Origin of the sequence: Serratia sp. PAMC26656, assembly GCF_016469055.2 — a bacterium.
GTDB classification, from domain to species: Bacteria; Pseudomonadota; Gammaproteobacteria; order Enterobacterales; family Enterobacteriaceae; genus Serratia; species Serratia plymuthica.
On record NZ_CP150486.1, the window covers coordinates 3608625 to 3634018 of the forward strand.

22 protein-coding genes are annotated in these 25394 nt (G+C 54.2%); 9 read left to right on the plus strand and 13 right to left on the minus strand.

The window, feature by feature from the left end; all coding sequences use genetic code 11:
- Window positions 1-25: 25 nt before the first annotated feature.
- Both JEM67_RS18105 and JEM67_RS18110 read right to left on the minus strand, forming a co-directional pair.
- Window positions 26-1132, minus strand: coding sequence for an ABC transporter substrate-binding protein (locus tag JEM67_RS18105; protein ID WP_199636354.1), 1107 nt, complete (start codon window positions 1130-1132; stop codon window positions 26-28).
- A gap of 299 nt (window positions 1133-1431) precedes the next feature.
- The gene (locus JEM67_RS18110; RefSeq protein ID WP_233527709.1) at window positions 1432-1923 is read right to left on the minus strand and encodes a nuclear transport factor 2 family protein; all 492 of its coding nucleotides are present in this window, start codon (window positions 1921-1923) and stop codon (window positions 1432-1434) included.
- Window positions 1924-2252: 329 nt separating this feature from the next.
- On the opposite strand from JEM67_RS18110, the gene JEM67_RS18115 reads away from it, so the two are divergent.
- The 3 genes from JEM67_RS18115 to JEM67_RS18125 all read left to right on the plus strand — a co-directional run bounded on the left by JEM67_RS18115 (window position 2253) and on the right by JEM67_RS18125 (window position 4692).
- The gene (locus tag JEM67_RS18115; RefSeq protein ID WP_199636336.1) at window positions 2253-3161 is read left to right on the plus strand and encodes a LysR family transcriptional regulator; all 909 of its coding nucleotides are present in this window, start codon (window positions 2253-2255) and stop codon (window positions 3159-3161) included.
- Between the two features lie 357 nt (window positions 3162-3518).
- Complete coding sequence (locus JEM67_RS18120) at window positions 3519-4181, plus strand: hypothetical protein (RefSeq protein WP_199636335.1); 663 nt, start codon at window positions 3519-3521, stop codon at window positions 4179-4181.
- Window positions 4135-4692 carry a hypothetical protein gene (locus tag JEM67_RS18125; RefSeq protein WP_199636334.1) on the plus strand — a complete coding sequence of 186 codons (558 nt, stop codon included), beginning with the start codon at window positions 4135-4137 and terminating at the stop codon, window positions 4690-4692. The genes JEM67_RS18120 and JEM67_RS18125 overlap by 47 nt, the downstream gene beginning before the upstream one ends.
- A 243-nt stretch (window positions 4693-4935) precedes the next feature.
- Here JEM67_RS18125 and JEM67_RS18130 read toward each other — a convergent pair whose 3' ends face one another.
- On the minus strand, window positions 4936-5823 hold the full coding sequence (locus tag JEM67_RS18130) for a MurR/RpiR family transcriptional regulator (protein ID WP_199636333.1): 888 nt from the start codon (window positions 5821-5823) through the stop codon (window positions 4936-4938).
- Between the two features lie 408 nt (window positions 5824-6231).
- Between JEM67_RS18130 and JEM67_RS18135 the strand changes: the two genes are divergently transcribed.
- Window positions 6232-8361, plus strand: coding sequence for a TonB-dependent siderophore receptor (locus JEM67_RS18135; protein WP_199636332.1), 2130 nt, complete (start codon window positions 6232-6234; stop codon window positions 8359-8361).
- 109 nt (window positions 8362-8470) lie between these two features.
- Here the strand turns inward: JEM67_RS18135 and JEM67_RS18140 are convergent, their stop codons facing one another.
- Together JEM67_RS18140 and JEM67_RS18145 are read right to left on the minus strand one after the other, a co-directional pair.
- Window positions 8471-9736 carry an MFS transporter gene (locus JEM67_RS18140; protein WP_199636331.1) on the minus strand — a complete coding sequence of 422 codons (1266 nt, stop codon included), beginning with the start codon at window positions 9734-9736 and terminating at the stop codon, window positions 8471-8473.
- A gap of 176 nt (window positions 9737-9912) precedes the next feature.
- Window positions 9913-13032, minus strand: coding sequence for a beta-galactosidase (locus JEM67_RS18145; protein WP_199636330.1), 3120 nt, complete (start codon window positions 13030-13032; stop codon window positions 9913-9915).
- Window positions 13033-13423: 391 nt separating this feature from the next.
- Between JEM67_RS18145 and JEM67_RS18150 the strand changes: the two genes are divergently transcribed.
- A complete protein-coding gene (locus tag JEM67_RS18150; protein ID WP_199636329.1) occupies window positions 13424-14488 on the plus strand; it encodes a LacI family DNA-binding transcriptional regulator in 1065 nt (354 codons plus the stop codon).
- Window positions 14489-14521: 33 nt separating this feature from the next.
- On the opposite strand, the gene JEM67_RS18155 is transcribed toward JEM67_RS18150, so the two are convergent.
- Window positions 14522-15454: a LysR family transcriptional regulator gene (locus JEM67_RS18155; RefSeq protein ID WP_199636328.1), complete on the minus strand. Its 933-nt coding sequence runs from the start codon at window positions 15452-15454 to the stop codon at window positions 14522-14524.
- Between the two features lie 141 nt (window positions 15455-15595).
- On the opposite strand from JEM67_RS18155, the gene JEM67_RS18160 reads away from it, so the two are divergent.
- Window positions 15596-16486 (plus strand): SDR family oxidoreductase, encoded by an 891-nt coding sequence (locus tag JEM67_RS18160; protein WP_199636327.1) that lies wholly within the window; start codon window positions 15596-15598, stop codon window positions 16484-16486.
- Window positions 16487-16549: 63 nt separating this feature from the next.
- Here the strand turns inward: JEM67_RS18160 and JEM67_RS18165 are convergent, their stop codons facing one another.
- The gene (locus JEM67_RS18165) at window positions 16550-16993 is read right to left on the minus strand and encodes a DMT family transporter (protein ID WP_199636326.1); all 444 of its coding nucleotides are present in this window, start codon (window positions 16991-16993) and stop codon (window positions 16550-16552) included.
- A gap of 4 nt (window positions 16994-16997) precedes the next feature.
- A complete protein-coding gene (locus tag JEM67_RS18170; protein ID WP_013813685.1) occupies window positions 16998-17516 on the minus strand; it encodes a GNAT family N-acetyltransferase in 519 nt (172 codons plus the stop codon).
- A gap of 39 nt (window positions 17517-17555) precedes the next feature.
- On the opposite strand from JEM67_RS18170, the gene JEM67_RS18175 reads away from it, so the two are divergent.
- Window positions 17556-18125, plus strand: a complete 570-nt coding sequence (locus JEM67_RS18175) for a helix-turn-helix domain-containing protein (RefSeq protein ID WP_013813686.1) — start codon at window positions 17556-17558, stop codon at window positions 18123-18125.
- A 59-nt stretch (window positions 18126-18184) separates the two neighbouring features.
- On the opposite strand, the gene JEM67_RS18180 is transcribed toward JEM67_RS18175, so the two are convergent.
- Together JEM67_RS18180 and JEM67_RS18185 are read right to left on the minus strand one after the other, a co-directional pair.
- Window positions 18185-18772, minus strand: coding sequence for a nitroreductase family protein (locus JEM67_RS18180; protein ID WP_197930564.1), 588 nt, complete (start codon window positions 18770-18772; stop codon window positions 18185-18187).
- A gap of 89 nt (window positions 18773-18861) precedes the next feature.
- Complete coding sequence (locus tag JEM67_RS18185; RefSeq protein WP_199636325.1) at window positions 18862-19740, minus strand: LysR substrate-binding domain-containing protein; 879 nt, start codon at window positions 19738-19740, stop codon at window positions 18862-18864.
- Window positions 19741-19860: 120 nt separating this feature from the next.
- Between JEM67_RS18185 and JEM67_RS18190 the strand changes: the two genes are divergently transcribed.
- Complete coding sequence (locus tag JEM67_RS18190; protein ID WP_013815091.1) at window positions 19861-20496, plus strand: flavodoxin family protein; 636 nt, start codon at window positions 19861-19863, stop codon at window positions 20494-20496.
- A gap of 144 nt (window positions 20497-20640) precedes the next feature.
- On the plus strand, window positions 20641-21747 hold the full coding sequence (locus JEM67_RS18195) for a glycosyltransferase family 9 protein (protein ID WP_199636324.1): 1107 nt from the start codon (window positions 20641-20643) through the stop codon (window positions 21745-21747).
- On the opposite strand, the gene JEM67_RS18200 is transcribed toward JEM67_RS18195, so the two are convergent.
- The 3 genes from JEM67_RS18200 to ssuD form a co-directional block, all read right to left on the minus strand.
- Entirely contained in the window at window positions 21748-22914 is a 1167-nt protein-coding gene (locus JEM67_RS18200; RefSeq protein WP_199636323.1) for an O-antigen ligase family protein, read from the minus strand. It abuts the gene before it with no gap.
- Window positions 22892-23800, minus strand: coding sequence for a sugar glycosyltransferase (locus tag JEM67_RS18205; protein ID WP_199636322.1), 909 nt, complete (start codon window positions 23798-23800; stop codon window positions 22892-22894). The genes JEM67_RS18200 and JEM67_RS18205 overlap by 23 nt, the downstream gene beginning before the upstream one ends.
- Window positions 23801-24110: 310 nt before the next feature.
- Window positions 24111-25265: an FMNH2-dependent alkanesulfonate monooxygenase gene (ssuD, locus tag JEM67_RS18210; RefSeq protein WP_199636321.1), complete on the minus strand. Its 1155-nt coding sequence runs from the start codon at window positions 25263-25265 to the stop codon at window positions 24111-24113.
- Window positions 25266-25394: the final 129 nt, after the last annotated feature.

Here is a 25394-nt window from a genome sequence, read left to right on the forward strand (position 1 = left end):
TCCGCTATTTAAAGCGGATTAAAATTCACTTCCATGCAGAAATAGCGAATGTCCCTTCGGGTTTCACTGGCAGGTACTTCGCATAGTAATCCAGGTAGTTTTTTACCGGATCCACATCTTTAAATTGCTCTGGGTAAAGTGATTTGGCAATAAACTGAATCATGGCGAAATCGGAAAGCGTTCTGGATGCGCCTTGGTATACGCCGAAGAGCTGTTTGTTTTTTATCGCCGGCAGCGAGGCCCAGCCATTACGAGCAGAAAAACCGATAAGCTGCTGAGTGGCCATGTTTTTATCAACGCCAACCCCCATGGACAGTGCCGACGAAACCTTGTTGTTCTCTCTGCCCGAGATAAAAATCGCATCTGGCATCGCAACCAGAAGCTGCTCTGGATTAATGACACCCCACCACTCAAAAAGTGATGCGGCGATATTATCCGCGCCGGCGAGTTTCAGCATCGCACCCCACATGTTCTCGCCATAGGTAAATGAATATTCGCCAGGCCCCTTATTCCCAAACTCAATATAAACTTTGGGTTTTTTCAGGCCTGAACTATTCACTCTGCGTTGCACATCAGCAATGTTATTGGCGTAAAGGTCCGAGAGTTCCTGAGCCCGTTTTTCTTGCCCTGTCAGCATTCCAAATATTTTGGTCGAGCTAACATGCTTTTCTACCGTTTGAGCATTGTAGTCGATCACAACCACGGGGATTTTCAATGCTTCAAGGCGAGACACTTCATATTTTAAAGCGACATACTGCCACTGAGCCAAAATAACCACGTCAGGTTTTAACGATATGATATTTTCAAGCGAGATATTATGGAGATCGACTTCACCAATATCGGCGATACGGGCAAGGGACGGCATTTGTTTAACATACATATTCCAATTGGCGGGTACTTTCCCCCGCCATGCTTCACGCGAAATACCTATGACGTGATCGAATGCGGCTTCCCCGCCCACAGCCATGTAATCTTCGAAGTTAAATCCTAAAATAGCCCGCTTTACAGGCGTATCTACCCTAACCTGCCGCCCCATAACATCGGTGAAGGTGGTGGTGGCGGCATTAGCGATGCTGGACCCAGTCAAAAAAACAATGAACATCAAAAAGGTGATTAAATTGCGAACGCCCATAAAATGAAAATCCTCGGGATTTGGGTTCAATCTTAGAATAATTAATTCTATTTTCTTGAAATCAAGATGCAAATGATAATAATTTCTATTAAAATTAACAGCAACTCTAATCGTTGTACCCTTTGAATTTTGTATAAAAAAACCAGCCACTGCATAAAACCCAGCATCAACAACCATCTATAAAAACAAAGCCAGCATAGAAAACCACAGTAAAACAAAAAACCGAGATTCTCATTTGGTATCGGCAGGGATCTGCATTTACGCTGTTACATTGTTTTTAAATGGCCATGGCGAAAATATCACCATGGCCAGATACTGCCTCGCCTGGTTAACTGAACGCCTTTTTTCCAGCCATCCGCGCAATGGCAGAATACCCCTGATAACCTTTCAATCGACGCGGGCCTTAGGCCGGCATGGGGGTCGATAAACACGTAAAGCTTGGTGATCTTGCCGTCGAGGATCTCGACAACATCAAGCCCGGTTATCGCCGGTGGCCCTTCTTGCGGCCCGAAGTGCCAGCGCAGGCGGCCGATACCATGATGCCCGACCCCCGGCCCGAAGGTGCCGAAAACAAAGCCCGGAGGAGCCTGCGATAAAACCTCGTTGACGACTTGTTCGATGCCTTCATACCCGCTCGCTTCGACGCCCGGTTCGTAGACCTGGACGTTTTCGGCATAGATCTCTCGGATCGCCGCACGCCGCTTCTGCGTATCTGGCTCGGCGAACACGCGATGAATAGGCGCCTGCATCACGGCGTCGTAATCGATAAAGGTTTCCCTAGATAGGCTCATGATTTACCTTTTGGTTAAGTGAGTACTGCGCTTGAAAGTTCAGGATTGAACGCGGGTTAGATTCAGTTCGGCTTGATGCACGCCCCCGGCGGCATGCGCGTTGGGGCGGGTCTTCACGCTCATGCGGACCAGGGCTGGACGTGTTAAATGCTTTGGCTGCAATGACTGCCTCTTTGCGTTTAACGTTAAGGTTCTTCAAAACCGGCCCTGCATCTGCGCCGAATGGCCATGGGCCAGCCCTTCTGCCCCCCGGAGAGGTAACTATGCGTCATTCTATTTTTGTCATAAAGTATGCCAATCGAAACCCATAGTTATCGCGAAAAGACACAATGCAAGATCTCGAGTCTTTGGCCATTTTTGTACGTATCGCGGAAATGGCGAGCTTCACCCATGCGGCGGAAAGCCTCGGCATTCAAAAAGGCCGGGCATCTAACGTGGTGCGCCGCATCGAAGCGGCCATGGGCGTGCGGCTGCTGCACCGCTCGACGCGCACCGTGCAGTTGACCGAAGATGGGCGCGTTTTTTACAACCGCGCACGCGCGTTGCTGGCGGATGCCGAAGAATTAAATAGCCTATTCGCAGGCAGTGACACGCCGCTGCGCGGGCGGCTGCGCATCGATCTGCCCACCGAACTGGCCCGTACCCCCATAGTGCCCGCGCTCCCTTCGTTTATGGCCACCTATCCTGAAATTCAGTTAGAAATATCCAGTACCGACCGGCGTGTGGATCTGATTCAGGAAGGCATAGATTGCGCGCTGCGAATTGGAGAGATTGTCGATGAAACGCTGGTTGCGCAGAAGATGGGCGCTTTAAGCATGGTGAACGTGGCAAGCCCCGCGTACCTGAAAAACCACGGCGTGCCCCATACGCTTGAGGATTTATTGGCGCAGGAACACCGCATGATTCACTACGCGCCAATCTTGGGGAGCCGGCCGTTTGGATGGGAATACCCTAAGGGCGATGGCTACGCCACGTTGATGCTGGCAGGCTCTATCAGCGTCAATAGCGTGCAGACTTACCATGCCGCAGGTCTGGCCGGTTTGGGGCTGATCCAGGCGGGTCGCTCAAGCCTGATCGAATACATTGAGAACGGCGAACTCATAGAGATTCTGCCGGATTTGCGCCCCGAGCCGTTGACCGTTTCATTCGTCGTCGCGCACCGGCAAAACTTGTCGCGCCGCGTACGCAGTTTCATGGCGTGGTCGCAGCAGGTATTGGCGCCGTATTTGGATAAGTAGAGGGCCGAGGGGTACTCTATTGCTCTGCTGATACATCGCTCACGACTGTCCCTAGCAGCCAAAACATGCACTGAAGATTTTTTCCATTAGCTCCCTACATTTCAATAAACCGTAGCCAAGTAGTCATTCTTTGGAAAGTCAGCTAATTCTGTCCAACCGTACTGGCGAGGGTAAGATCAAGAAATTTCATTTATTCGTAACAGCAACAAGCATTTTCGTATAATTCTCGTGAGGCCGCACCAGCGGCTTTCCTCTATCCTTTGGACATTCAGGAAACTTTCTTTAAATGGTTTGACAAGAATCAAATGATAAACTAATAGTTATAAAATAACATCATACCATTCTAGGTGCCATATCATGGTTCCAAGTGTGCGTGGCTACTTGCTGGCCCTCATTATCGTATCCAACAGCACCCTTTCATTTGAAATGTCTTCAAGCGGTGTTTTGTCAATGCTTGGGCGTTCATATGACTCCGATATTATTTCACGCATAGGGTTTATTAGCACTACTTTCAATGATATGTATTCTGGCCTTGAAATATCAGACAAGCGAGTTGAATTTGTTACATTGAAATCCAAAAGAAAAATCCCCACTAATGAAATCAAAAGACATGTGGACAAGGAATTTAAAATCCTCCCAGAATTAGAGCGGTATAAAATAACAAAACAGTTAAATGACATGAATAAATCAGAATGTGATTTAAATAATAAAATGAACAACCAAAATATTTCTGACGATGAATTAATAACACTTTCGGATAAAAAAATAAAGCTCATGAGACTGAGGGCAGAATATCTATCAACAATAAGTGAAAAATACACTAAAATTACCAAACCAAAAGCGTATGAGGAATACATGAATTATGTAAACACATCAGATGAATCGTACGATGGAATTAAAAAACTGAGAGGCGCCCCAACAGAAGTAAAATCAATTACTGATGATGACATCACATCTTACAGGAGAAATACTGATGAAATTAACAACGAAATCAGAGAATACATTCAATCATTACATTAGCAGGAGCGCCTATACATTGAATCAACTCATTTTAGCAGGCATTATATTTACGGTATCAGCCTGTGATGGTTCGCAAGGAGATGCAAAATACAGGGAGGTAAAAATAGGTGGGAAAACAGTAACCTATAGAGCGGTTAATTGCAAACCCACTGTTCAGTGGAATGGTTCTGACATTTCACTTGAAGGCGTGCAAATTGATAAAATAGACAACCCTAAATTTTCTTTAGGAAAACTGAGTTACAGTGACAAAACTCTTCGAGATATTAAAGACACAGTATCTTTTTATGATTCATTACTTAATGCGACGTGCCAGACACTAGTTAGGTTGAAATCTGAAGAGGCTGTAGAAAGGTATTCGTTGCATCGAGATGAACTAATGTCAGGTCTGGCATCAACATTAACTAACCTCACATATGCATCGACGAATGTTCAAGCAGAGGATATCGCTAAAGATGGTAAAAACAAAGCTAAGGAAATACAGTCAAAAAAACCGCTGCCAAGCAAAGATTGAACCATACCCATTAATCCTCCCTGAAAAGGCCGCATGCGGCCTTTTTTCCGTTATCTAATTGTCTGCAACCTAGACGACCAGCTCATTCCACAACTCTCAACACCCGCCCCACGGTACATCCCACCAAGCGCCGAACTGATTGCCCAACCCAGCAACATTCCCCTGCGCCAACCATAAACCCATCACAAACTCCCTCCCAGATACCAGACGCCCATCCCCCTAACCACTAATTTTAAACTCCCCCTACTTCCGCCCCGCCCCTTTAAGCCCGCGATTTAAATCCTGAATGCGCTTCATGGTTTTCATCGTGCGTGCAGAGGTGGCCGAGGCGACGGAAAGAATCAGCATTTCCAGGCACACCAATACGGTGCCGTGCAGCGGTAAGCGGCCGTTCTCGCCGCCCCGGGGAACGTTGATCACGACATGCGCTTCCCCGGCAAAAAACGAGTCGCTGGCATTGGTCAGCAAAATAATCGGGATGCCGAGGCGCTTCGCTTCGCGAAGGGTTGTCCTCCCTTCTCTGTGCGCCGATTTCTGCGCCATCATAATCAACACGTCGCCGCGCTGGAGGCTGATCAACTGTTCGGCGAGGGCAATACCGGAGCGGTTAAGCGATACCGCAGGAATGCCGATGCGATTAAACAGCCGGGTGCTGTAGTCGGCCAAAATCCCGGAGGCATTAATGCCGAATAGCGCCACCTGGCGTGCCTCTATCAGCAAGCTCACCGCTTGCGAGATGGCCTGGCGGTTGTGCGGTTCAGATAACACGTCGCAGGCGCGCTTATGCCCGCCCAACACGAAATCGATGCCGGAATTGATGTCGCAGGCCAGATCGCTCACGGTTGCGTTCATCTTTTCTTCGGAGTTGACCGCGGTGCCGAACCAGGCTTCCAGCGTGCTTTTCATGTCGCGCAAACCGGCAAAGCCTAATGCCTGCACCGCCCGCACCACGGTGGCATCCGAGGTGCCCGTCGCTGCGGCAATCTCCATGGCGCTCGCTTCCATTACGGATTCGCGATGCTCATGGATGTAGCGCACCACCGCCTGTAATCGTGGTGAAAGGGCCGCTGCACGCGCGCGGTAACGTTCGCCAAAAACATCGACACGTTTTTTTATTTCATTTCCCGCCATAATCTTTGCTCAATCCGTTTGTTTTTCATCGGTTTATTGACCGGGGCCATCCTGCAAAGGCCGCCTCGTTCACGCTAAATGTAGTAGCCATCAGGCTGTGAAAATAGTCCTATCGCGGCCAGTCAACGGAAAACCGTCGCCAATCCGCAACCGACAACTCAACAAAATCACTTTAAATACATAGCACTATATAAAAATAATCACCCACATAAAACGAGGCATTTTTTTGCGCACCGTTGTAGTGGTGGGTTGAATTTTCATATTTACTACTACATTGCCCTATGGTTGAATGATTATCAATTACATTGATACACAGACTTCCCTTACCCTGGCGGTTTCACTTAAAAACAGCCGGGTTTTTATTGGCAAAAAGAAAATAACAACATCATTAACACCGGGTTTAATTAGATGAATAACAACACATTGTTTTATTTTAAACGCAGCTGCCATCCGGCCATTCTTGCCGCAATCTATGGCGCCGCGTTTTTCACCTCAGGCGCCAGCTATGCTGCATGGAACGACAACACCCTCACCGTTACCGGGCAAGCGGCAGACGAACAGGGTTACAGCGCCAGCAGCAGCTCCGTTGCCGGCAAAACGCCAACCTCCAGGCTGAATGAAGCGCAGTCCGTCAGCGTCGTCACCCAACAGCAGTTAGAAGACTATCAGGCCGAAAGCCTGGCCGATGCGATGCGTTTTGTCAGCGGCGTAGCCGAAGGCAACACGCTGGCGGGAACCGAAGATGGCTTTGTGCGCCGCGGTTTCGGTTCCAACTCGGACGGCTCCATTTACCGCGACGGCGTGCGTAGCAGCCAGGGGCTGAATTTCGATGCCACCACCGAGCGCGTTGAAGTGCTGAAAGGCTCGGCTTCGCTGCTGTACGGCATCCAAAATCCGGGTGGTGTGATCAACGTCGTCAGCAAAAAACCGCAATACGACTGGCACACCCGGGTCAGCGGCCGCTACGCCAGCGAAGGCGGCGGTGCAGGTACGGTAGACGTCACCGGCCCGCTCGGTAACGGTTTTGCATTCCGGCTGATTGCCGAGAAACAAAATCAGGACTATTGGCGCAATTTCGGCAGTGACGAACACACGCTGATCGCCCCGTCGCTGCAATGGTTCGGCGAAAAAGCGAACTTCCTCATCAGTTACTCCGAATATCGCTACGACATTCCTTACGATCGCGGCACCGCCTTTATTGACGGCAAACCGGTCGACATCGGCTATAAAAACCGGTTGGACGACAAAGCTAACCATGCCTGGGGCCACAACAAAACGCTGAATGCCCAGTATGGCTGGCAGTTCAACGAAGACTGGAGCACCCGCCTGACGCTGGGCTGGAACCAGCGCCGCTACGACAACAACGAAGTCCGGGTGACCGGTGTCAACACCACCACCGGCGCCGTCACGCGCCGTGCCGATGCCAACCGCGGCTTCAACCATAAAACCAAATACCTCTCCTGGGACCTGATCGGCTCGCAGAACATCTTCGGCATGACGCACGATATCGTTCTGGGTACCGATTATGAGATGAACCAGACCTATCGCGCGCATCAATACCAGGGCAAAGCCAACAACAACTTTAACCTCAACGATCCGCAATACGACATGCTGTCGCCCGTGACCAACAGCAGCACGGAAAACGTCGCCAACAGCAATAACCTGAACCGCATTCACAGCCGTTCGGTGTACGCCAAAGACAGCATTTCGCTGACGCCGGACTGGATCGCCGTGTTGGGCGGGCGCTATCAGCATTACGAGCAGCGCGCCTCCAAAGGCTTCAATCCGGTGGTGGAAACGCTGGATGACGAAGGCAACAAGTTCCTGCCGCAGGCTGGGCTGATTTATAAACTGACGCCGGATGTCTCGCTTTACGGCAGCGTCAGCAAATCCTTTACGCCGTCCACCAACGTCGACGATGACGGTGACGTCGGCAAGCCGGAACAGGGCACCACCTGGGAGATGGGCAGCAAGTGGCAAGTTTCGCCGCGCCTGTTCGCCAGCGTGGCATTGTTCAATATTGACGAACGCGACATGTCGCTCAGCATCAACGGTGCAACACGCGCTATCAATAAAGCGCGCTCTCGCGGTGCGGAATTCGAACTGAATGGCGAGATCTTGCCGGACTGGGAGCTGAGCGCCAATTACAGCTACACCAACGCCAAGATCATTGACGACGGCGTCAACACCGCGAATAACGGCAACCGTCTGCAAAATGCGCCACGCCATTCAGGCGCGCTCTACCTGAGCCATAATCTGGTGGTCAGCGGCATTCCGGGCGACTTCCGCGTCGGTGGCGGTGCGCGCTACATCGGCACGCGGGCGGGCGATCCGGAGAACAGCTTCACCTTGCCAAATTATGTGGTGGCCGACAGCTTCATCGCCTGGAACAACCGCCTGTTTGGCGAGAAAACGCAGTTGAAGCTGAACCTGAACAACCTGTTTAATGAGCACTACTACACCTCCAGCGGCGGCAATCTGCGCGTGCGCGAAGGGGAAACCCGTAATCTGATGGTACAGGCGAGCGTGGAGTTCTAAGCCGTTCAGCCCCCTTTAGCCAGACCGAAGAAAAAGCCCGCTCGGGGCAAACCTGAGCGGGCTTTTTGTCTGGGCCGTTCCCTGACTCCCCTGTATTGGCGGCAATGCGTTACGGCGTGGCGGTGTTAGCCTCCGCCGATGCACGCAGGCCGCGCCCCGTCAGCGTGAAATAGGAAATGACGGTAAAGGTTGTGGTGATCAGGCCGAGGATCAGATAGGCCTGATGGAACCCCACCGAGTCATACATTCTTCCCACCCAGGCGGAAAGCACCACGCCCGAAAGCTGTTTGGACAAATTAAAACCGATCAGGAACAAGGTTGCCGACACCCGGGGATCAAACACCGAAGAGATATATTTAAAGGTGCCCACCAGCAGGAAAGGCAGCTCAAACATATGCAGCGTTTTCAGTAAAATCACTTCAATGCCGCTGCTGGCGAAGGACGAGCCGATAATCCTCACCGACATGATGGCGCCGGCCACCAGCAGCGCATTTTTGGCGCCGATGCGGTTAATGATAAACGGGGCGCAGAACATAATGCAGGCATTCAATAACTCCCCGCCGGTGGTGACGAAACCGAAGATCTCGGTGCCCCTTTGGGGCGATGAAAAGAAGCCTTTGAAGAAGTTGGCGAATTGCTGGTCGAACACGTCGTAAATACTGGCGACGCCAATCACGTATAGCAAGAAGGCCCAGAAGCGCGGCATTTTTAACAGTTCCAGCGCCATGGCCAGCGAGAACTCGCGCTGATTCGCCCCCAGTTTGTCCATCACCTGCGCCGTCTGGTTCGGCTGCGGGCGGGAAACAATCAACAAGACGGCCAGCACCACCCCAAACCCTGAGGCAATCCAGAAGGTAATGTTGGGGTTAATGCTGAACAGCAGCCCGGTTATCGACGCGCAAATGGCCCAGCCCACGCAGCCGGAAACGCGAACCTTGCCGTATTCAAAACGGTTGGTGCGGCTGACGCGTTCAATATATGCCTCCACGGCGCCTGCGCCGCCGGAGAACACAAACCCCAGGTAAAGGCCCCCCGCCAGCGCGCCAGCATAAATATTGTATTGCAGCAAAGGCGCGAGCACGTAAATAAAGAACGGCGCGAATAAAATCAAAAGAATGACAATCGCCCAGAGCAGGTGTTTGCGCAGGCCCAGCTTGTCGGAGATTAAACCGAAAGCCACCTGGAAGATAATGGCAAACAAGGCAATAAATGAAAAAACCATCCCGGTTTCAGTTTTGGTGAGGTGATTGACATCCGAAAGCCATATCGGGAAAAAAGGGAAATACGCCGACATGATGAAATAGTAGAAAAAGAAGAAGAGCATAAAATAAATAAAGTTATGCCGTTCCTGTGCCGAGAGCTGAGTCAATTTCATAGTGTCACCTGGATTATTATTTTTAATTGGGGGAAATATACCCAAAATAATTGGAGTTGCGTCAAGGCGGCAAGAGAGCGCATCCCGATGAGCTTACTGTAGTAAGTGATTCGGGTAAGTTAGCGCAGCCAACACAGAGGCAGCTTCAAGTATGACGGGTATACCCCCCTCCACGCTTACTGATGCTTAATACTGACCTGATAACGCCACTGCGTTTCCTTTAACAACCACTCTTCGTGCACGCTCGGCGTCCAGGAGTCATCGCCCCCCACGCCCATGTGCTGCGCGTCCAGGGTGATCCAGATACCGGGTTCGGCGCGCAACAGGTGCCAATGGTCAACGTCCATCAACTGTTTGCTGCCGTAAGGCATGATGGAGAAATGGAATAACCCGTCGACACGCCAGCCTCCCCAATTGAGCTCATGGGTGTTGCAACGCAGTCCATTCTCCGTGGGGAAGACGTACGGGGTGACCATCTCGCTCAACGGCAAGCGCCAGCGTGAGAAACAGGCGCTTTTTTGGCGATCGGGGTAGTTCTCATGCGGCCCCAACCCTAACCACTCGACGTCTGCCGCTGCCGGCGCAGCCTGGAAAACCATGCCGATACGCGCCAGCGGCGGCAAATGGCCGGCACGCTCCCCCTCGACGTTGATCTTCAGCACGCCGTGGCCATCAATCATCATCTGCCAATGGCTGACGATCAGCACCTCATCGCCATAGCGGTAATGGAAGGTGCTGCGGATCTCCACCCGGTCTTCGTAAACCGCCGCCGTACACTGGGTGCAGGTTCTCTGCATTGCATAAAGCCCGGCTTTTTTCCAGCGTTCCACCCAGGCGTTAGGGTCGATTCGTTCGACTTCACTGACCCCAATGTCGTTATCCAGCGGCGCACGAACAAATTGGTCGGTGAACGGGCTCATCAGTTTGTTTTCACCCGTCACCGTCCACTGCGTCAACAAACCGCTCTTGCGGTCGATAAACCATTCCTGCTCGCCATGCCGCACCCGATAACCGTCTTCATCAAGCTGCAGTTCGGGGCGAACGCCGGGTTTTGGCGCATCCGGCAACGCCAGCGCCGTCGGCAAGCGGAATTGTTGCCATGCAACGCGGTGCCCGGCCGATGACCAGGCGGTGGCTTCCGGCTGGATAACTTCAAGGATCAGCGTGACATTGCGGGCATTCACCGGCAAATCGATGCGTTCCGCCAGGGTGACGACGGCATTGCCCTGTGGCGGGATGTCCAACGCCACCTCACCCGAGCGCCATTCGCGCCCATCCTGTTCAATCCGCCAGTACAGCCTTTCATTGTCGGTGCGGCGGAACAGGTATTCACTGCCGACAGCCACCTCGAGCGGCGCATGTCCCACCAACGAAAACTGGAAGAACTGCTGCGCATGTTTGCCTTCATGGAGCGAAGGGTGTGGCGTGCGGTCGGCAAACACCAGGCCGTTCAGGCAGAACTGCCGGTCATTGGGCGTGTCGTTGAAGTCGCCGCCATAGGCCGGTGCGGGCGAGCCATTCTCATCGTTTTTAAGCAACGATTGATCGGCCCAGTCCCAGACAAACCCGCCCTGCAGCCGCGGATACTGACGAAACGCCCGCCAATACTCGTCATAATTCCCCAGGCTGTTGCCCATCGCGTGGGCGTATTCGCACAGTATCAGGGGGCGGTTTTCGCCCGGCATCCCGACCCATTTTTTTATCGACCATTTCGGCACCCCAGGAATGAGTTGATCTTCATCCACTCTGGCATACATCGGGCAAAGGATATCCGTTGCCGCACTGTTGGCCCCGCCGCCTTCGTACTGGACCGGCCGAGTGGGATCGCTGCTTTTAATCCAGCGATAAAGCGCGTCATGCAAACTGCCGTGCCCGGACTCATTGCCCAACGACCAGATGATGATGGAGGGGTGATTGCGGTTACACTGCACCATGCGGGTCACGCGGGCGCTGTAAGCCGGGAACCAGCTCGGATCGTCACTCAGCCGCGCCATCGGCACCATGCCGTGCGTTTCGATATTGGCCTCATCCACCACGTAAAGGCCGTAGCGGTCACAGAGCTCGTACCAGCGGGGATTGTTGGGGTAATGCGAACAGCGCACGGCATTAAAGTTGTTCTGCTTCATCAGCAGAATATCCTGAAGCATGTCCTCTTCGTTGATCGCCTGGCCGCGTTCCGGGTGGTGCTCATGCCGGTTGACGCCACGGATCAGCAGCGGCTTGCCGTTCACTTTCAGCAACCCGTCCGTTATCTCTACGCGGCGAAAACCGGTGTCCGCCGCCTCGGCTTCAATCAGCTCCCCATCGGCGCCATAAAGCGCAATGACGGCGCGATAACAATGGGGTAACTCGGCACTCCATAAATCCGGCGCCTGCACCGGCAACGCAAAGGTCACCCGATCGGCATAAGCCCCCCGCTCGTCAATCGCCTCGGTGCCCAGCGGCTTGCGTTGGCCGGCGATTTTTTCGTCCCCTCGCCACAGGGATAAATCCACCTGCAGCCCCGCCGGCTGGGCTTTCCCCGCCGCAACATGCACCGAGGCCTGCAAGGTGCCATGCCGATATTCCGTATCCAGCCCAGCGGACAATTGAAAATCGGTGAGGTGGGTGTCCGGCTTGTGCAGCAATGACACCGAACGGTAAATGCCGCTCATGCGCCACATGTCCTGATCCTCAAGCCAGGTGCCCGAGTTCCAGCGCATCACCATCGCGCAGATACGGTTCCCACCGGCATGCAGCGCGTCGGTTAAATCGAACTCGGCCGGTAAACGGCTGTCCTGCGAATAGCCAATCCACACCCCATTGCAAAAAAGATGGAACGCCGAGTTCACCCCGTTGAAGATGATTCGGGTTTTGCCTGCCTTCAGCCAGGCTTCAGGGATGTCAATTTCGCGCGAATAGCACCCCGTCGGGTTCTCCTGCGGCACAAAAGGCGGCTCGGTCGAGATCGGGTAGCGGACGTTGGTGTAAATCGGCGCATCATAGCCGTCCATCTGCCAGTTGGAAGGCACTGTTACGGGCCGGCTGTCCGGGCCATCCGCCACCAACCAGCGCGGGTCCACCGCCTCGGGCTGCGCCAGATAAACAAACTGCCATTCGCCATCCAGCGAAACGCGCCGATCGGAGCGCCGATTATCCCTGGCCTCTTCAAGCGCGCGCCAACTGCGAAATTGCGGGTGGGCGGGCAATCTGTTGAGGTGGGTGACGGCCGGGTTCTGCCAGTCCTGCCGGGCCAGAACCTGAGGGAGAACGCTGTCCGGCGAGTTATCGTTTACCGAATAAAGAGGCTGCTTCATAACAATCCTTACCTGCTGTCATAGGGATGTATAGCGCTATACATTTTCAAACGAGTAAATACGAGATACGCCCTAGCGGGCAATAAATTTGGTGGGTATATTTGAGGTCAATCACGCTATTTGTTGATTGTTTCCTATAATGTATTGCGCATGACATAAAATGTTTTTTTAATACATTTTCAGACAGAAGGGTACATTGCAGGCTAAATAACTGCGTTTAATACCGCGACACCCAAACTTGAGACGGGTGGGAACATGCAGGTTAGCCGACCGTTGAGCGCATGGACGCGCGATACGAGCCTCCATGGACGGATTCACGGCGTGTCGGCGCTCTGCATGTTCCTCACCTGTAGCACTATTTAACGCCGCACGTTATTGCGAGATTGAATTGATGAATAAACGGCAGGCAACGTTGGAAGACGTGGCAAAAGAGGCGGGAGTTTCCCAGCAAACCGTGTCGCGGGTGTTGAACAACCCGGATATCGTCTCCGAGCGCACACGTAATAACGTGCTGGGTGCGATGAATACGCTCAATTATGTGCCTAACCGCTCCGCACAGATCCTGGCCGGCAAAACCTTGCCGACGTTTGGCTTGATCACCACCTCCCTTGCGCTGCACGCCCCTTCGCAAATCGCCTCCTCATTCAAGCACCATGCGGAATTGGTGGGGTATCAGGTGGCGATATCGATGTTGAAAACCGGGCAGCTGAACGTCCTGCAATCGGCGCTGAATGAATTTCGGGCGCAGAAGATCAACAGCGTGGTCATGAGCCTGCCGCTGGAAAAAGCGGATGCGGAAACCCTGGCGCGGGATAACCCGGATATACAGCAACTGTTTCTGGACGTGCCGCCCGCCGCAGAGGTCTGTCACCTTGGCTTTCTTCACAGCGACGGCACCGCCAGCAGCGTCAACCTGCTTCTGGAACTGGGGCACCGGAAATTCGGTTTGCTGGCCGGGCCGGAAAGCTCCATTTCGGCACGGCTGCGTCTGGCCTGTTGGCGCGACACCTTGTATCAGGCGGGCATTGCGGAGACGGATACCGAGTACGGCGACTGGAGCGCCAACAGCGGATGGGTAAAAACCATGGAATTATTCGGCAGGCACCCGGATATCACGGCGATGCTGGTCGCCAGCGATCAGATGGCGTTAGGGGTCATCAGCGCATTGCGGCAACTCAACAAGCGCATACCGCAGGACGTGTCCGTGATTGGCTATGACGATACCCCCGACAGCCAGTATTTCCACCCGGCCCTGACCACGGTGAGGCAGGACTTTGATCTGATAGGAAAACGCGCAGTCACCCATTTGTTGAGCATGGCGAATCAGCCGCAAGAGGCGTTTAACGATCTGTTGCCGACCACCCTGGTTATCCGGCAATCCACCGGTAAACCCGAGACCGCAGGCTCGGAGAATGCGCTTATCAGGCAACTGAAAGCGCTGGTGCAGCAGTTGTAATCACCTCAACCCGGCGTTGCGGGAACAAAGGCATTAAGGCATATTCAGCGCGCTGCCCGACGGCCCCAAATTGTCGGTCAGGATCTTGAGTATTGCGCGGACTTTAGGCTGCGCCTGACGGCTTTTAAGCCAGGCGAGATTGATCGGCAAACCGTCGGTAGCCAGATGGGGGAGCACTTCAACCAAAGTGCCGTCCTCAAGCTGGCGGTTGACCAACCAGGTCGGCAATTGAGCGATACCGTGCCCTGCCAGTACGGCGGTGAGTTGCCCTTGCGCATCACCGATCGCGACCCGTGCCGGCAATACTCTTTTTTCCGCGTTACTGCGTTGCGCCCTCGCAAAATGCCAAGGGGTAAACATGCCGTTCTCCTCGCCGTAAACCACGCAGCTATGATTTTCCAAATCATCTTCGCTATTCGGCTCTCCTCGTTTATTCAAATAGGCAGGCGAAGCGCAAAAAATATGTCGCTGGGTTCCCAGGTAACGGTGTCCCAACGCATTGGGCCAAATATCGGGGCCACCAATGCGCACGATGATGTCGATACCTTCTATCGCAGGATCGACAAAACGATCGGAAAAAGAAATATGCGGCATCAACAACGGATGATGCTCAATAAATTTGAGAATAACCGGTAAAACATGCAGGCGGCCATAAGAGGCAGGCAGGTCGATACGCACCTTTCCCCGTGGTTCTGAATCTTCTGCCTGCATCGATAACTCAGCCTCTTCCAACTCGGCCAAGACCCCGGTGCAAGTGCGATAGAACGTCACCCCGGCATCCGTCAGCGACAGACGACGCGTGGTTCGGTTAAACAGCCGCACCTGCAACCGGCTCTCCAGACGGGCGATCCCTTTGCTGATGGCGGAACTCGTCAGATTCATGCGTTCTGCGGCGGCGGTAAAACTGCCCATATCCGCCACGCAAACAAACAAATCGATGCCTTTAAGCCGCTCGGAAGAAAACATAGCCCACCAATTAATGAATTTGATTCCATAAACTTGATAATTTATAGCGTAAATAGGAATTTTTTTCTCCGTAAACTCCTTACTGACGAGCGCTATTAATTCAATGGCTCATTCAGCAACAGATAACAAAGGGGTTTATTCATGACCGCCATAAAGAAACCAACCATTCTGATTACCGGCGCTACCGGCCAGATCGGGGGGGCTGTACTGCGCAACCTTCAGGCGGACGATGCCATCACCTTGGTCGCTGCCGTGCGTTCGCCTCAAAAAGCAAAACCCTTCGCGGCGCTTGGTATTCGCACCGTCCTGCTTGATTTCGATAAAGAAGAAACCCTGGCGCCTGCGTTGCAGGGCATGGACCGCGTATTTCTGGCGACCGGCTACGGGGTAGATATGCTGCGGCAAAGTAAGGTGTTCCTGGATAAAGCCAGGCAAGCTGGCGTGCAGCATATTGTGCACCTGGGCGCCTGCGGCCGCGACGATACTACCGTGGCGCACTGGGCCTGGCACCAACTCGTCGAGCGCTACATTGAATGGTCAGGATTTTCCTTTACGCATTTGCGGCCGGAATGCTTTATGCAGAACCTGCTAGGCTACGGTGGCATGCCAGCGGTCGTTGAAGGCGTTATTCAGCAATACACCGGCGATGCCCCCTTCAGTTGGGTAGATGGCGATGACGTCGCGCTGGTCGCCGTGCAGGCCCTGCTGCAGCCTGAAAAACACGCAGGTAAAACCTATCGCTTGGGCTATGAAGCCAAATCCTATAATGACATCGCAGCGATAATGACCGAAACGCTTGGCCAGCCGTTTCGCTATGAAGCGCTAGATCCCAAGATCTTCCTTGAAAGCATGCGGAAAGCGGGGGCCGAAATGGCTTATATGAGTTGCGTTTATGACAACTTCCGCCGTATCGCCGCGCGCGATATTCCCGGGGTCGAGGATACTTTTGACAACTTCCCTGAGATTACCGGCCAGGAGCCGATGCGCTGGAAAGCGTTTATTCAGAAACACCGGGACGCTTTCGTTTATTGATCTCCCACCCGATCCAGTTTTAAACAAGCTCGCCTGGGGCACCCCGGCGGGCTTTTTACCGTTTCAAAAACTTCTTCTGGCCACCAAAAAAGCGCCCACCACCAACAGCAGCGCGCCGAGTAGCGCAGGCAGGTTGTCGCGCAGCGCAGCAGGCCCGGCCTTGTAAATATCCACCACCAACCCCGCCACCAGTTGGCTGGCGACCAGCACCGAAATGGTGGTCGCGGCCCCCAGCTTTTGGTAACCCAAAATGCCGGAAAAGACAAAAAACGATCCCAGCAAACCGGGCAACAGCATCCAGCCCCTGAAATTGCCGGTCACCTCAGCCAGGGCGCTGGCGCCGTTTTTGGCGAACAGCAGCGCCATCAACAGCAACAGGCCGACGCTGGAGTTGATCACCAGGGCGATCAGGATCGTCGATGCGCTTTCGCTGATGCGCACCATCAGCAGGTTCTGGACGACCAGGCTGACACCCGCCGCCACCAGCAGCAATAACATGATATTCATAGAATTAGCGGACCGGTGGCGATTTTTCGTGATCAAGCTGCAACTGCAAAAAGGTCAAATCCAGCCATTGGCCGAATTTGGCGCCCACTTCGCTCATCCGCCCCACGTTCTGGAACCCCAGATTAAGGTGCAGCTGTATCGACGCGGTATTGCCGGATTCGATGCCCGCCACCATCACATGTTTACCTATCGCTCTCGCCTGCTCAATCAGCGCAATCAGCAGGGTTTTCCCCACCCCGCCGCCGCGGCTGTCGCGCCGCACATACACCGAGTGCTCCACGGTGTGACGATAGCCGTCCCACGCCCGCCAGTCGCCGAACGAGGCATAGCCAATCACCTCACCCGCCTCATTGTTGGCCACCAGCACCGGATACCCCGCCGCCTGGCGTTCCGCCATCCATGCCACACGGTTCGCCGCATCGACGGTGAGTTCATTCCAGATCGCCGTGGTGTTAAGCACGGCGTCGTTATAGATAGCGGCAATGCCTTCGCTATCGGTTATAGTCGCGTTACGGATAAGCATGTTGACCCCCTGGTTGACTGTCCACTATCATACTACGATATGAATAATAAATTAGACAACCTAAATCAGCGCATCGGCGCACGCATCCGCATCGAACGCGAAGCCCGCCATTGGTCCTTGTCCGATCTGGCCGAGCGGGCCGGCGTTTCGCGGGCCATGGTGCATAAAATTGAACGCGGCGACAGCAGCCCCACCGCCATGCTGCTGGCCAGGCTCTCCGGCGCCTTCGGCCTGAGCATGTCCAAACTGATTGCCCGTGCGGAAACGCAGGAAGGCCGGCTGCTGCGTCGGGAGGATCAACCGGTCTGGGTCGATCCCGAAAGCGGTTACGTCCGCCGTCATGTGTCCCCGCGCTCAGACATTCCGCTCGATCTGGTGCGCGTTGAACTGCCCGCCGGGGCGGAGATCCCGATGCCGGCCTCCGTCTACGCGTTCAAACGCCAATTAATCTGGCTGCTGTCCGGCGAGCTGGTGTTCCTGGAAGGGGAAAATCGCCATGAAATGGCCGAAGGGGATTGCCTTGAACTTGGCCCACCGGCGGACTGCGTGTTCAAAAACGAGAGCGGCGAGCCCTGCATTTATCTGGTTGTGGTGATGAGCAAGGCCTGAAGAAAGCAAAAAGCCCGCAAAGTTATCCTCTGCGGGCTTTTTCACGTCAAACGGCACTATTACAGGGTGAAGTTCAGCCCTTCGACCACCGTCTGCTCCAGCGGCAGCCGCCCTGAAGGGATCTCCTTTTGCTGCAGGAACTCCGGCAGCAGGGATTTATCGCCCGCTTTGCCGATCGCCACCATGCCGTGCACCACATAGTTATCCGGCAGGTTCAGCGCCGCCTTGATTTTGTCGTGGTGGACGCCGCCCATGCAGTGGGTCAGCCAGCCTTTCAAGTGCGCCTGCAACGCCAGGTTCGCCCAGGCGGCACCGGCATCAAACGCATGGCTTGGGTTAGCGACTTCCTTATCGCCATTCAGGCTGGTGGTTTTGGAGATGACCACCACCAGCGCCGAGGCGTGCTGCGCCCAACCGCGGTTGAACTCAATCAGGAAATCCAGGTAGCTGTCCCAGCTGGCCGAGCCGTGCTTGCTGTAAGCAAAACGCCAGGGCTGGATGTTATACGCCGAAGGCGACCAGCGCGCCGCTTCAAAGAAGCTCAGCAGGGTTTCGTCGTCGATAGGATCATTGGCCAGCGCGCGCGGCGACCAACGTTCAATAAACTGCGCATCAATCGGGTAATCAGAAGTTCTTGGCTGGCTCATGGACATCTCTCTCATGGGAATGGAATACCGAATTTACCCAATATTCCCACGCCCCACATCAGAAAAATTTTTATTTTGTGCTTTGTTCACTAGCGCAATTCCTGCTGCAACCAGCCCAGAAACGCCCGCACCGGCGGGTGTCGTTCGCGCCCCGGCACACACAGCGCAGTATAAGCGGCACCCGGCACGCAGATATCCGGTCGGTAAGCCACCAGCAGGCCGTTACGCACCAGATCGGACACCATCACCGAACTGGCCAGCACCAACCCCTGCCCGGCCACCGCCGCCTGCAAGGCATAATGCTCCTCATCGTAGGCCCGCAGCGATGTGTGCCGCTGCCACCAGTCGACCCCGGCAGCCAGACACCAGTCACGCCAGCCGTTTTCATACAGCGTTGAATCGCGCCAGCGAACGGTGATCAGCGCAGGGGTTTGCAACTGTGTGGCAGACAGCCCCGGCGCGCCGTAAACGCCAAAACGCTCCTCCAGCCGTGCGGCCTGATGCAACTGGGGATAATTGGCGCTGCTGTAGCGTATGGCAATGTCCACGCTGGCGTCCTGCTGCAGATCAATCACCTCGGCGCAAGCTTCCAGGCGAACCAGATAGTGCGGATAGGCCTGATAAAAACGCCCCAGGCGCGGCACCAGCCACAGGGCGGCGAAAGAATGGGTCACGGAAACGCACAGCGCGCCGGCGCTGGGCACCGGCCGCAGAGCATCCAATGTATTTGCTACATCGAGTAGCGCGGTATGTACCCCAGCGAACAGACGCTCCCCTTTCTCCGTCAACCGCACACCTCGCGGTACCCTGTCGAACAGTGCAAAACCCAACTGCCGCTCCAGCGCCTTGATCTGGTGCGAAACTGCGGTCGGGGTGACCGCCAGCTCCAGCGCAGCCTGTTTAAAACTGCGCAGGCGGGCAGCGGATTCAAAGGTGCGCAGTGCGGTCACCGGAAGCGTGGCAAACATAGTGGACAATCCATAGGATGAGTTGAATTCATCCTGGCAGAGAAAGCGTCATTTGTCGTATTTACCTTGCTCCTCATAGAGTGGCGATGACAATTTCACGCTCGGAAAACGGAGAATGACATGAATTCAACTCATCAACCCAAACGCCTTATCGTGCTGGTCGGCAGCCCGCGCCGTGACGGTAACAGCGCCGCGTTGGCGCAAGCCGTCATGGCGGGCGCCGCCGAGGCGGGCACCGGGGCCAGCCTGCATTTTCTGGATGACTATATCAGCGGATTTCTGACGGATGAGCGCCACAGCCCGCCGCCGGCCGACCGCTATGGCGAACTGTTCCTGGAGCACTTTCTGCCGGCCGATGCGGCGGTGTTTTGCACCCCTATATACTGGTACGGCATGTCGGCGCAGACCAAAGCCTTTTTCGACCGCGCTTTCAGCTATTACGCCGACGCCTACCCGGATGCGAAGCAGGTGCATCAGCGCATGAGCGGCAAACGCATCGGGCTGGCGGTCGCCTCGGAAGAAACCTACCCCGGCGCGGCAATGGGCATCGCGCATCAGATCCAGGAATTCAGCCGCTATTCGCATTCCGAGTTTGTCGGGGTGGTGCACGGCGCGGGCAACAGCCGGGGCGAAATCAGCCGCGATCCGCGTAACCCGCTGTTGGCCGCCCGCGATCTGGGCCGCGAGATCTTCACGCGTCCCTATTCGGATTACCGGATGGACACGCCGCGCAGCTCGCAAGTTTGGCAAAATTGATGCCGTAAAGGGGCAGCCCGCTGCCCTTTATCAAGGTTGCGCAAGCATATGTAGCAATATATTGCCGCCCATTGGCCCGTTAAGGTAAACATCATATGATGCACCTGTCCGACCGGCGCGCCCATCAACTCAAAGTGAATCAAGATGTCGAAACAGTGGAAAATAACGGCGGCCAACGCTGGCCTACAGCTTTACACCCGGCTGGGGGGGCATTTCAAAGACAAGGCTACGTTTAAGCCGGACCTGACTTTCGACAGCATCGTTATTTTTTCCACCACCGCCCTGGGTGATCTGATGTTCAATACGCCGGCCATTCGCGCGCTGCGCGAACGTTATCCGGCGGCCAGCATCACTCTCATTTCCAGCCACAAAAACAAGCAACTGGTCGCGACCAGCCGTTACTTTGATCATGTCATCTATTGGGATCATAAAGCGAAAGACATGCTTGGCGTGATTTGCCAACTGCGAAAACGCCGGCCCCAGTTGGCCATCATCCTGCACTCAAAATCCCCTTATGACGTGATCACCGCGATTACCGCCGGCTGCCATTATGTGTTCAAAGACGCCTACGGCAATAAAGCCACCGGCATGGAACGCTGGCTGAGTGGCGTAAGCCGCAGCACCGGGGGGCATTTAATTCAGCGCAAGCTGGATCTGGTGGCCCAATTGGGTTGCCAGACTCAAAACACCGAGATGTTTATTCCCATCGCCTTCCCGCCCATAAACAAGGCCGTGGGGAAAACCGTTATCGGCTTCCAGATGGGCGCTTCTGAACCGCTGCGCTGCTGGCCCGTCGGCCAGTTTATCCGTCTGGCAAAGCTCTTGCTGGCGCAGTCGGCGCATAACCAAATTGAATTAATCGGCGCCCCTAAAGAGCAAGCTATCGAGCAGGCGTTTATGGCAGGATTGACGGCAGCCGAACGGCAACGCGTTGTCAGCCATATCGGCAAAACCACGCTGCCGCAGTTGCTGGCGGTCATGGAGAACATGCAGGTTCTGGTGACCGGCGACACCGGCCCGTTGCACTTGGCCATCGCCCTGAAAACGCCGACCGTCAGCCTGTTTGTTACGGCAAATCCGCAACACACCGGCCCCTATCAAAATAGCGCACTGCATCAGGTGATGTACGTGCCGGTCGATGCCGAAAAACTTAGCGTAGCGCAACGCCGTCAACCACTCAGCATCATCACCGAGAACCAGGTGTTTGAAAAAGTGGTGAATGCCTTGGCACTTGCCCCCCTTCACGGCTGATTAATTTTCGGCAAGCGGTGGCGATGTCAACACCATCGCCACCGGGAACCAGAACAGGTACCAAAACTCGGCCGGGTTAGCGATGACAAACATGCCCTGCGAACAATAGAAGATCAGCATAAACAGGTATAAGGCGGCCTCCAGGCGACGGCCGGCCCTGAGATGGCTCAGCGCAAGCCGTGCGCCATAAGCCAGCAACGCGGCGAATAAACAGAATCCGACCAGCCCCCCCTTGAGCAACGCGCCCAGATACAGGCTGTGGGTCGTGTGAATAAACTCACCGGTATAGTTGGTAAAGGCCAGTTCTTTATCAAAGCCATAGCCAAAAAACGGCGCCTGAGCTATCAGCGACAGGCTGTGTCGCCAAATGCTCATGCGCACAAAACTCTGTTGATACAGCTCGTCAAAGCGCGTAATCAGCATCTCGCCAATGTCAGAAAACAAAACGACGATGACGGCAACTATCATCGTGGCCGCAATGCCCACAGCCGTTTTTTTATTGAGCGTAACGAATGAGGTCGTCAACGCCAGTGCTGCCAATAACGCAATCAACGGGCCACGGCTTTGCGTCAGCACCATAAAGGCAAACAGCGGCGGGATCGCCAACAGCACTTTCTTTTGCCGGGTATCGCGCAATACCATCAGGCTTAAAATAATGCCCACGGCGGCATAGCCGGCAAGATCGATCACATTACGCGGGCCCGGATTGAGGGCCGAGGTCTCCCTGAGGGTATAAATAGCGTGATAATCGCTTATAGCCAGATACACGCACAGCAGCACAATGCCGACAATCACCGCGCAGAGTAAGAAATTACGCCTGGGCCCAGCCAGCAAGGTGACCAGCAGGGCAAGGTAAATCAGAATATAAGCGCTGTGGGTAAAGGCCGACCCCGTATCGTCCGGCGTTCCCCCCCAAAGGTTGCTGGCGGAGTAATAGGCCAAAAAGCCCGCCGCCAACGCCAGCCCCAATACCGCCTTGCGCTGCTTTAGCCATGCCGAACGGAGCTCCGGGTGGGTGATAAACGCGACAAGGTAAAAAAAAGCGGCAATATGGAATAAATTATTGACCCGGGTATGCCCGCAAAAAACGGCGCTGAAAAATGAAAAGGCCAGGAATGAGTAAACATAGAGCGCCGTAGTAAAATCAGCCTTTTTTGAAAAAAACATTATAATCAACCTTTTCAAAAATATTACTGTCAATGGCGCTGCTCAACGAAAAATTCTTGATGGCAATACTGTTGTTTTTCATTCTTTCACCGGCGTGGCTAAAGGCAGGCATGATGATATCATCAACTTTTTCAGGTAAAAAAGTGGGCAGTCTATTTTCCTTCGTTTCATAAAAACGCGGCAAATGAAAATTATTCATATCCAATCCGGCAATAAACAGCTGTTTGAACCCCAGAAATGAAATTATCTGGAAAGCCCAATAAACCACCGTGCCAGCATCGAAAATACCGTGCCGGATATCGTGAGTGAAGGCGATGGTTTTATTGGACGATGAAAAAGAGACGCTGCGGTCGTTTCGGTAATGCTCCCACAGCTCTGGGGGGGTTATTTTGGGGCTATAAATTTTAAAGGCCGCATCTTCTACTACCGCAAACCGGCACTTCACGCCCGCCAGCGTAAACCGGTCGATTATTTTGGCAATGCCGTGCACCGTGGTAAAAAGAATTAAATCCGGCTTCAGGATAATGTTTTCTATAATATCCGGTCGTTGATCAATAAACCCCATATCGACGATAACGTAAAAGTGAAAATCAACCTGCGGGTGCAAAGAATAGGCGCCATTAACCCCCATTGTCGGCATGGCGGGAATATGGTTAAAACACATATCCTTGACCGAAGGCCCGGTTGCGGTAAGCAGCAGCGGCCCCTGGCAACTGTCTTTCAACGCGGACAACGCGACCAGCGGAACAGGCTGTTTTTTATAATGCAATACGGCAATCTCACCGCTTTGGGCCCGCTCAATCCTCACATAGGGCCAGAGATTTTCATTGTGCCGATACGGGCGAGAATGAGAATACCGATATACCTGCTTAAAAAAACTGCCCATCTCGCCCACTTCCCCTGGTAAATGTATTGGCATCTGAGCTGATTGCTCTTATTTTAATTACGCCAACTCAGAACCCGAGTATCTGAGCATTTATTACAGTGGGCAATTTTCTCAATTTGAATTATTCGTCACGATAGCGATAAGAGATATGTGCATTTGTAACCCACGTTAAAAAAATGCAGGGAAACGTAATTATTCTCTTTTTGAAGGATAAAACTGCGGCAGAAGGCGCTGCCGCAGAATGAGATTGGGGGCTTAACCCTGAGGAAATTGGGGTATTGCGCACGCAGCCATCACGCCGCCTTTATTATCAGGCGGGCCGTTTGTCGCCGCCGATGGTTTCACCGAACGGGCCGGTATTCACCGTGCGCGCCGTCGAGTTCAACGGCTGCGCCAGCGGCAGCAGCGGCATCACCAGTTCGGCGAAGCGATGGGCCTCTTCGAGGTGCGGATAGCCGGAAAGGATAAAGTTGTCGATGCCAAGCTGCCGATATTCGAGGATGCGTTCCGCCACCTGCTGCGGGTTACCCACCAGCGCGGTGCCGGCGCCGCCGCGCACCAGGCCGACACCGGCCCACAGGTTAGGGCCAATGCGCAGATCATCGCGCGAGCCGCCGTGCAGTGCGCTCATGCGTTTTTGCCCGGTGGAATCCATGCGCGCAAAAATTTTCTGCGCGGCCGCAATGGTACCTTCATCCAGATGGCTTATCAGCCGATCGGCGGCGGCCCAGGCCTCCTCTTCCGTCTCGCGCACAATGACATGCAGGCGAATGCCGTAGTTGAGCTTGCGCCCCTGTTGTTCAGCGCGTTGGCGTACCACCGCCAGTTTCTCCGCCACCTGCTCCAGCGGCTCGCCCCAGGTGAGATAGGTGTCTATCTGGTTGGCGGCGATACCGATAGCCTCTTCGGAGGAACCGCCGAAATAGAGTGGCGGGCCGTTTTCCTGCACCGGCGGGAACAGCAGTTCCGCGCCTTCGACATGAATGTGCTTGCCCGCAAAATCAACCTTTTCACCCTTCATTAAGCGCTGGTAGACCTCGAGAAACTCCTGCGTCACCTCATAGCGCTCTGCATGGCTAAGAAAAATGCCGTCGCCCTTGTTCTCCACCGGATCGCCGCCGGTGACCACGTTGATCAACAGCCGCCCCTCGGACAGCCGGTCCAGCGTTGCCGCCATGCGCGCAGCCAGGCTCGGCGGCTGCAAACCTGGTCTTACCGCCACCAGATAGCGCAGACGGCGGGTGATCGGCGCCAATGCCGCCGCCACCAGCCAGGAATCTTCGCAGCTCTTGCCGGTGGGGATCAGCACGCCGTAATACCCCAGATTGTCGGCGGCCAGCGCCACTTGTTGCAGGTAGGGTAAATCCACCGGTCGCCCGCCCTCGGCGGTGCCAAGGTAACGGCCGTCGCCGTGGGTCGGCAGGAACCAGAAAACGTTAATCTTCTCTTTCACGGACTCAGTCATTATGCCTTTCCCATATAACCATTTCTGGTATTCATCGATAGAAAAATATCCTTTGGTTATAAATCTGTTAGCAGGATGCATGCCAGCGTCTTTTTATTTTTTAGTTGTTTAAAATCATAGCGTTGTAGG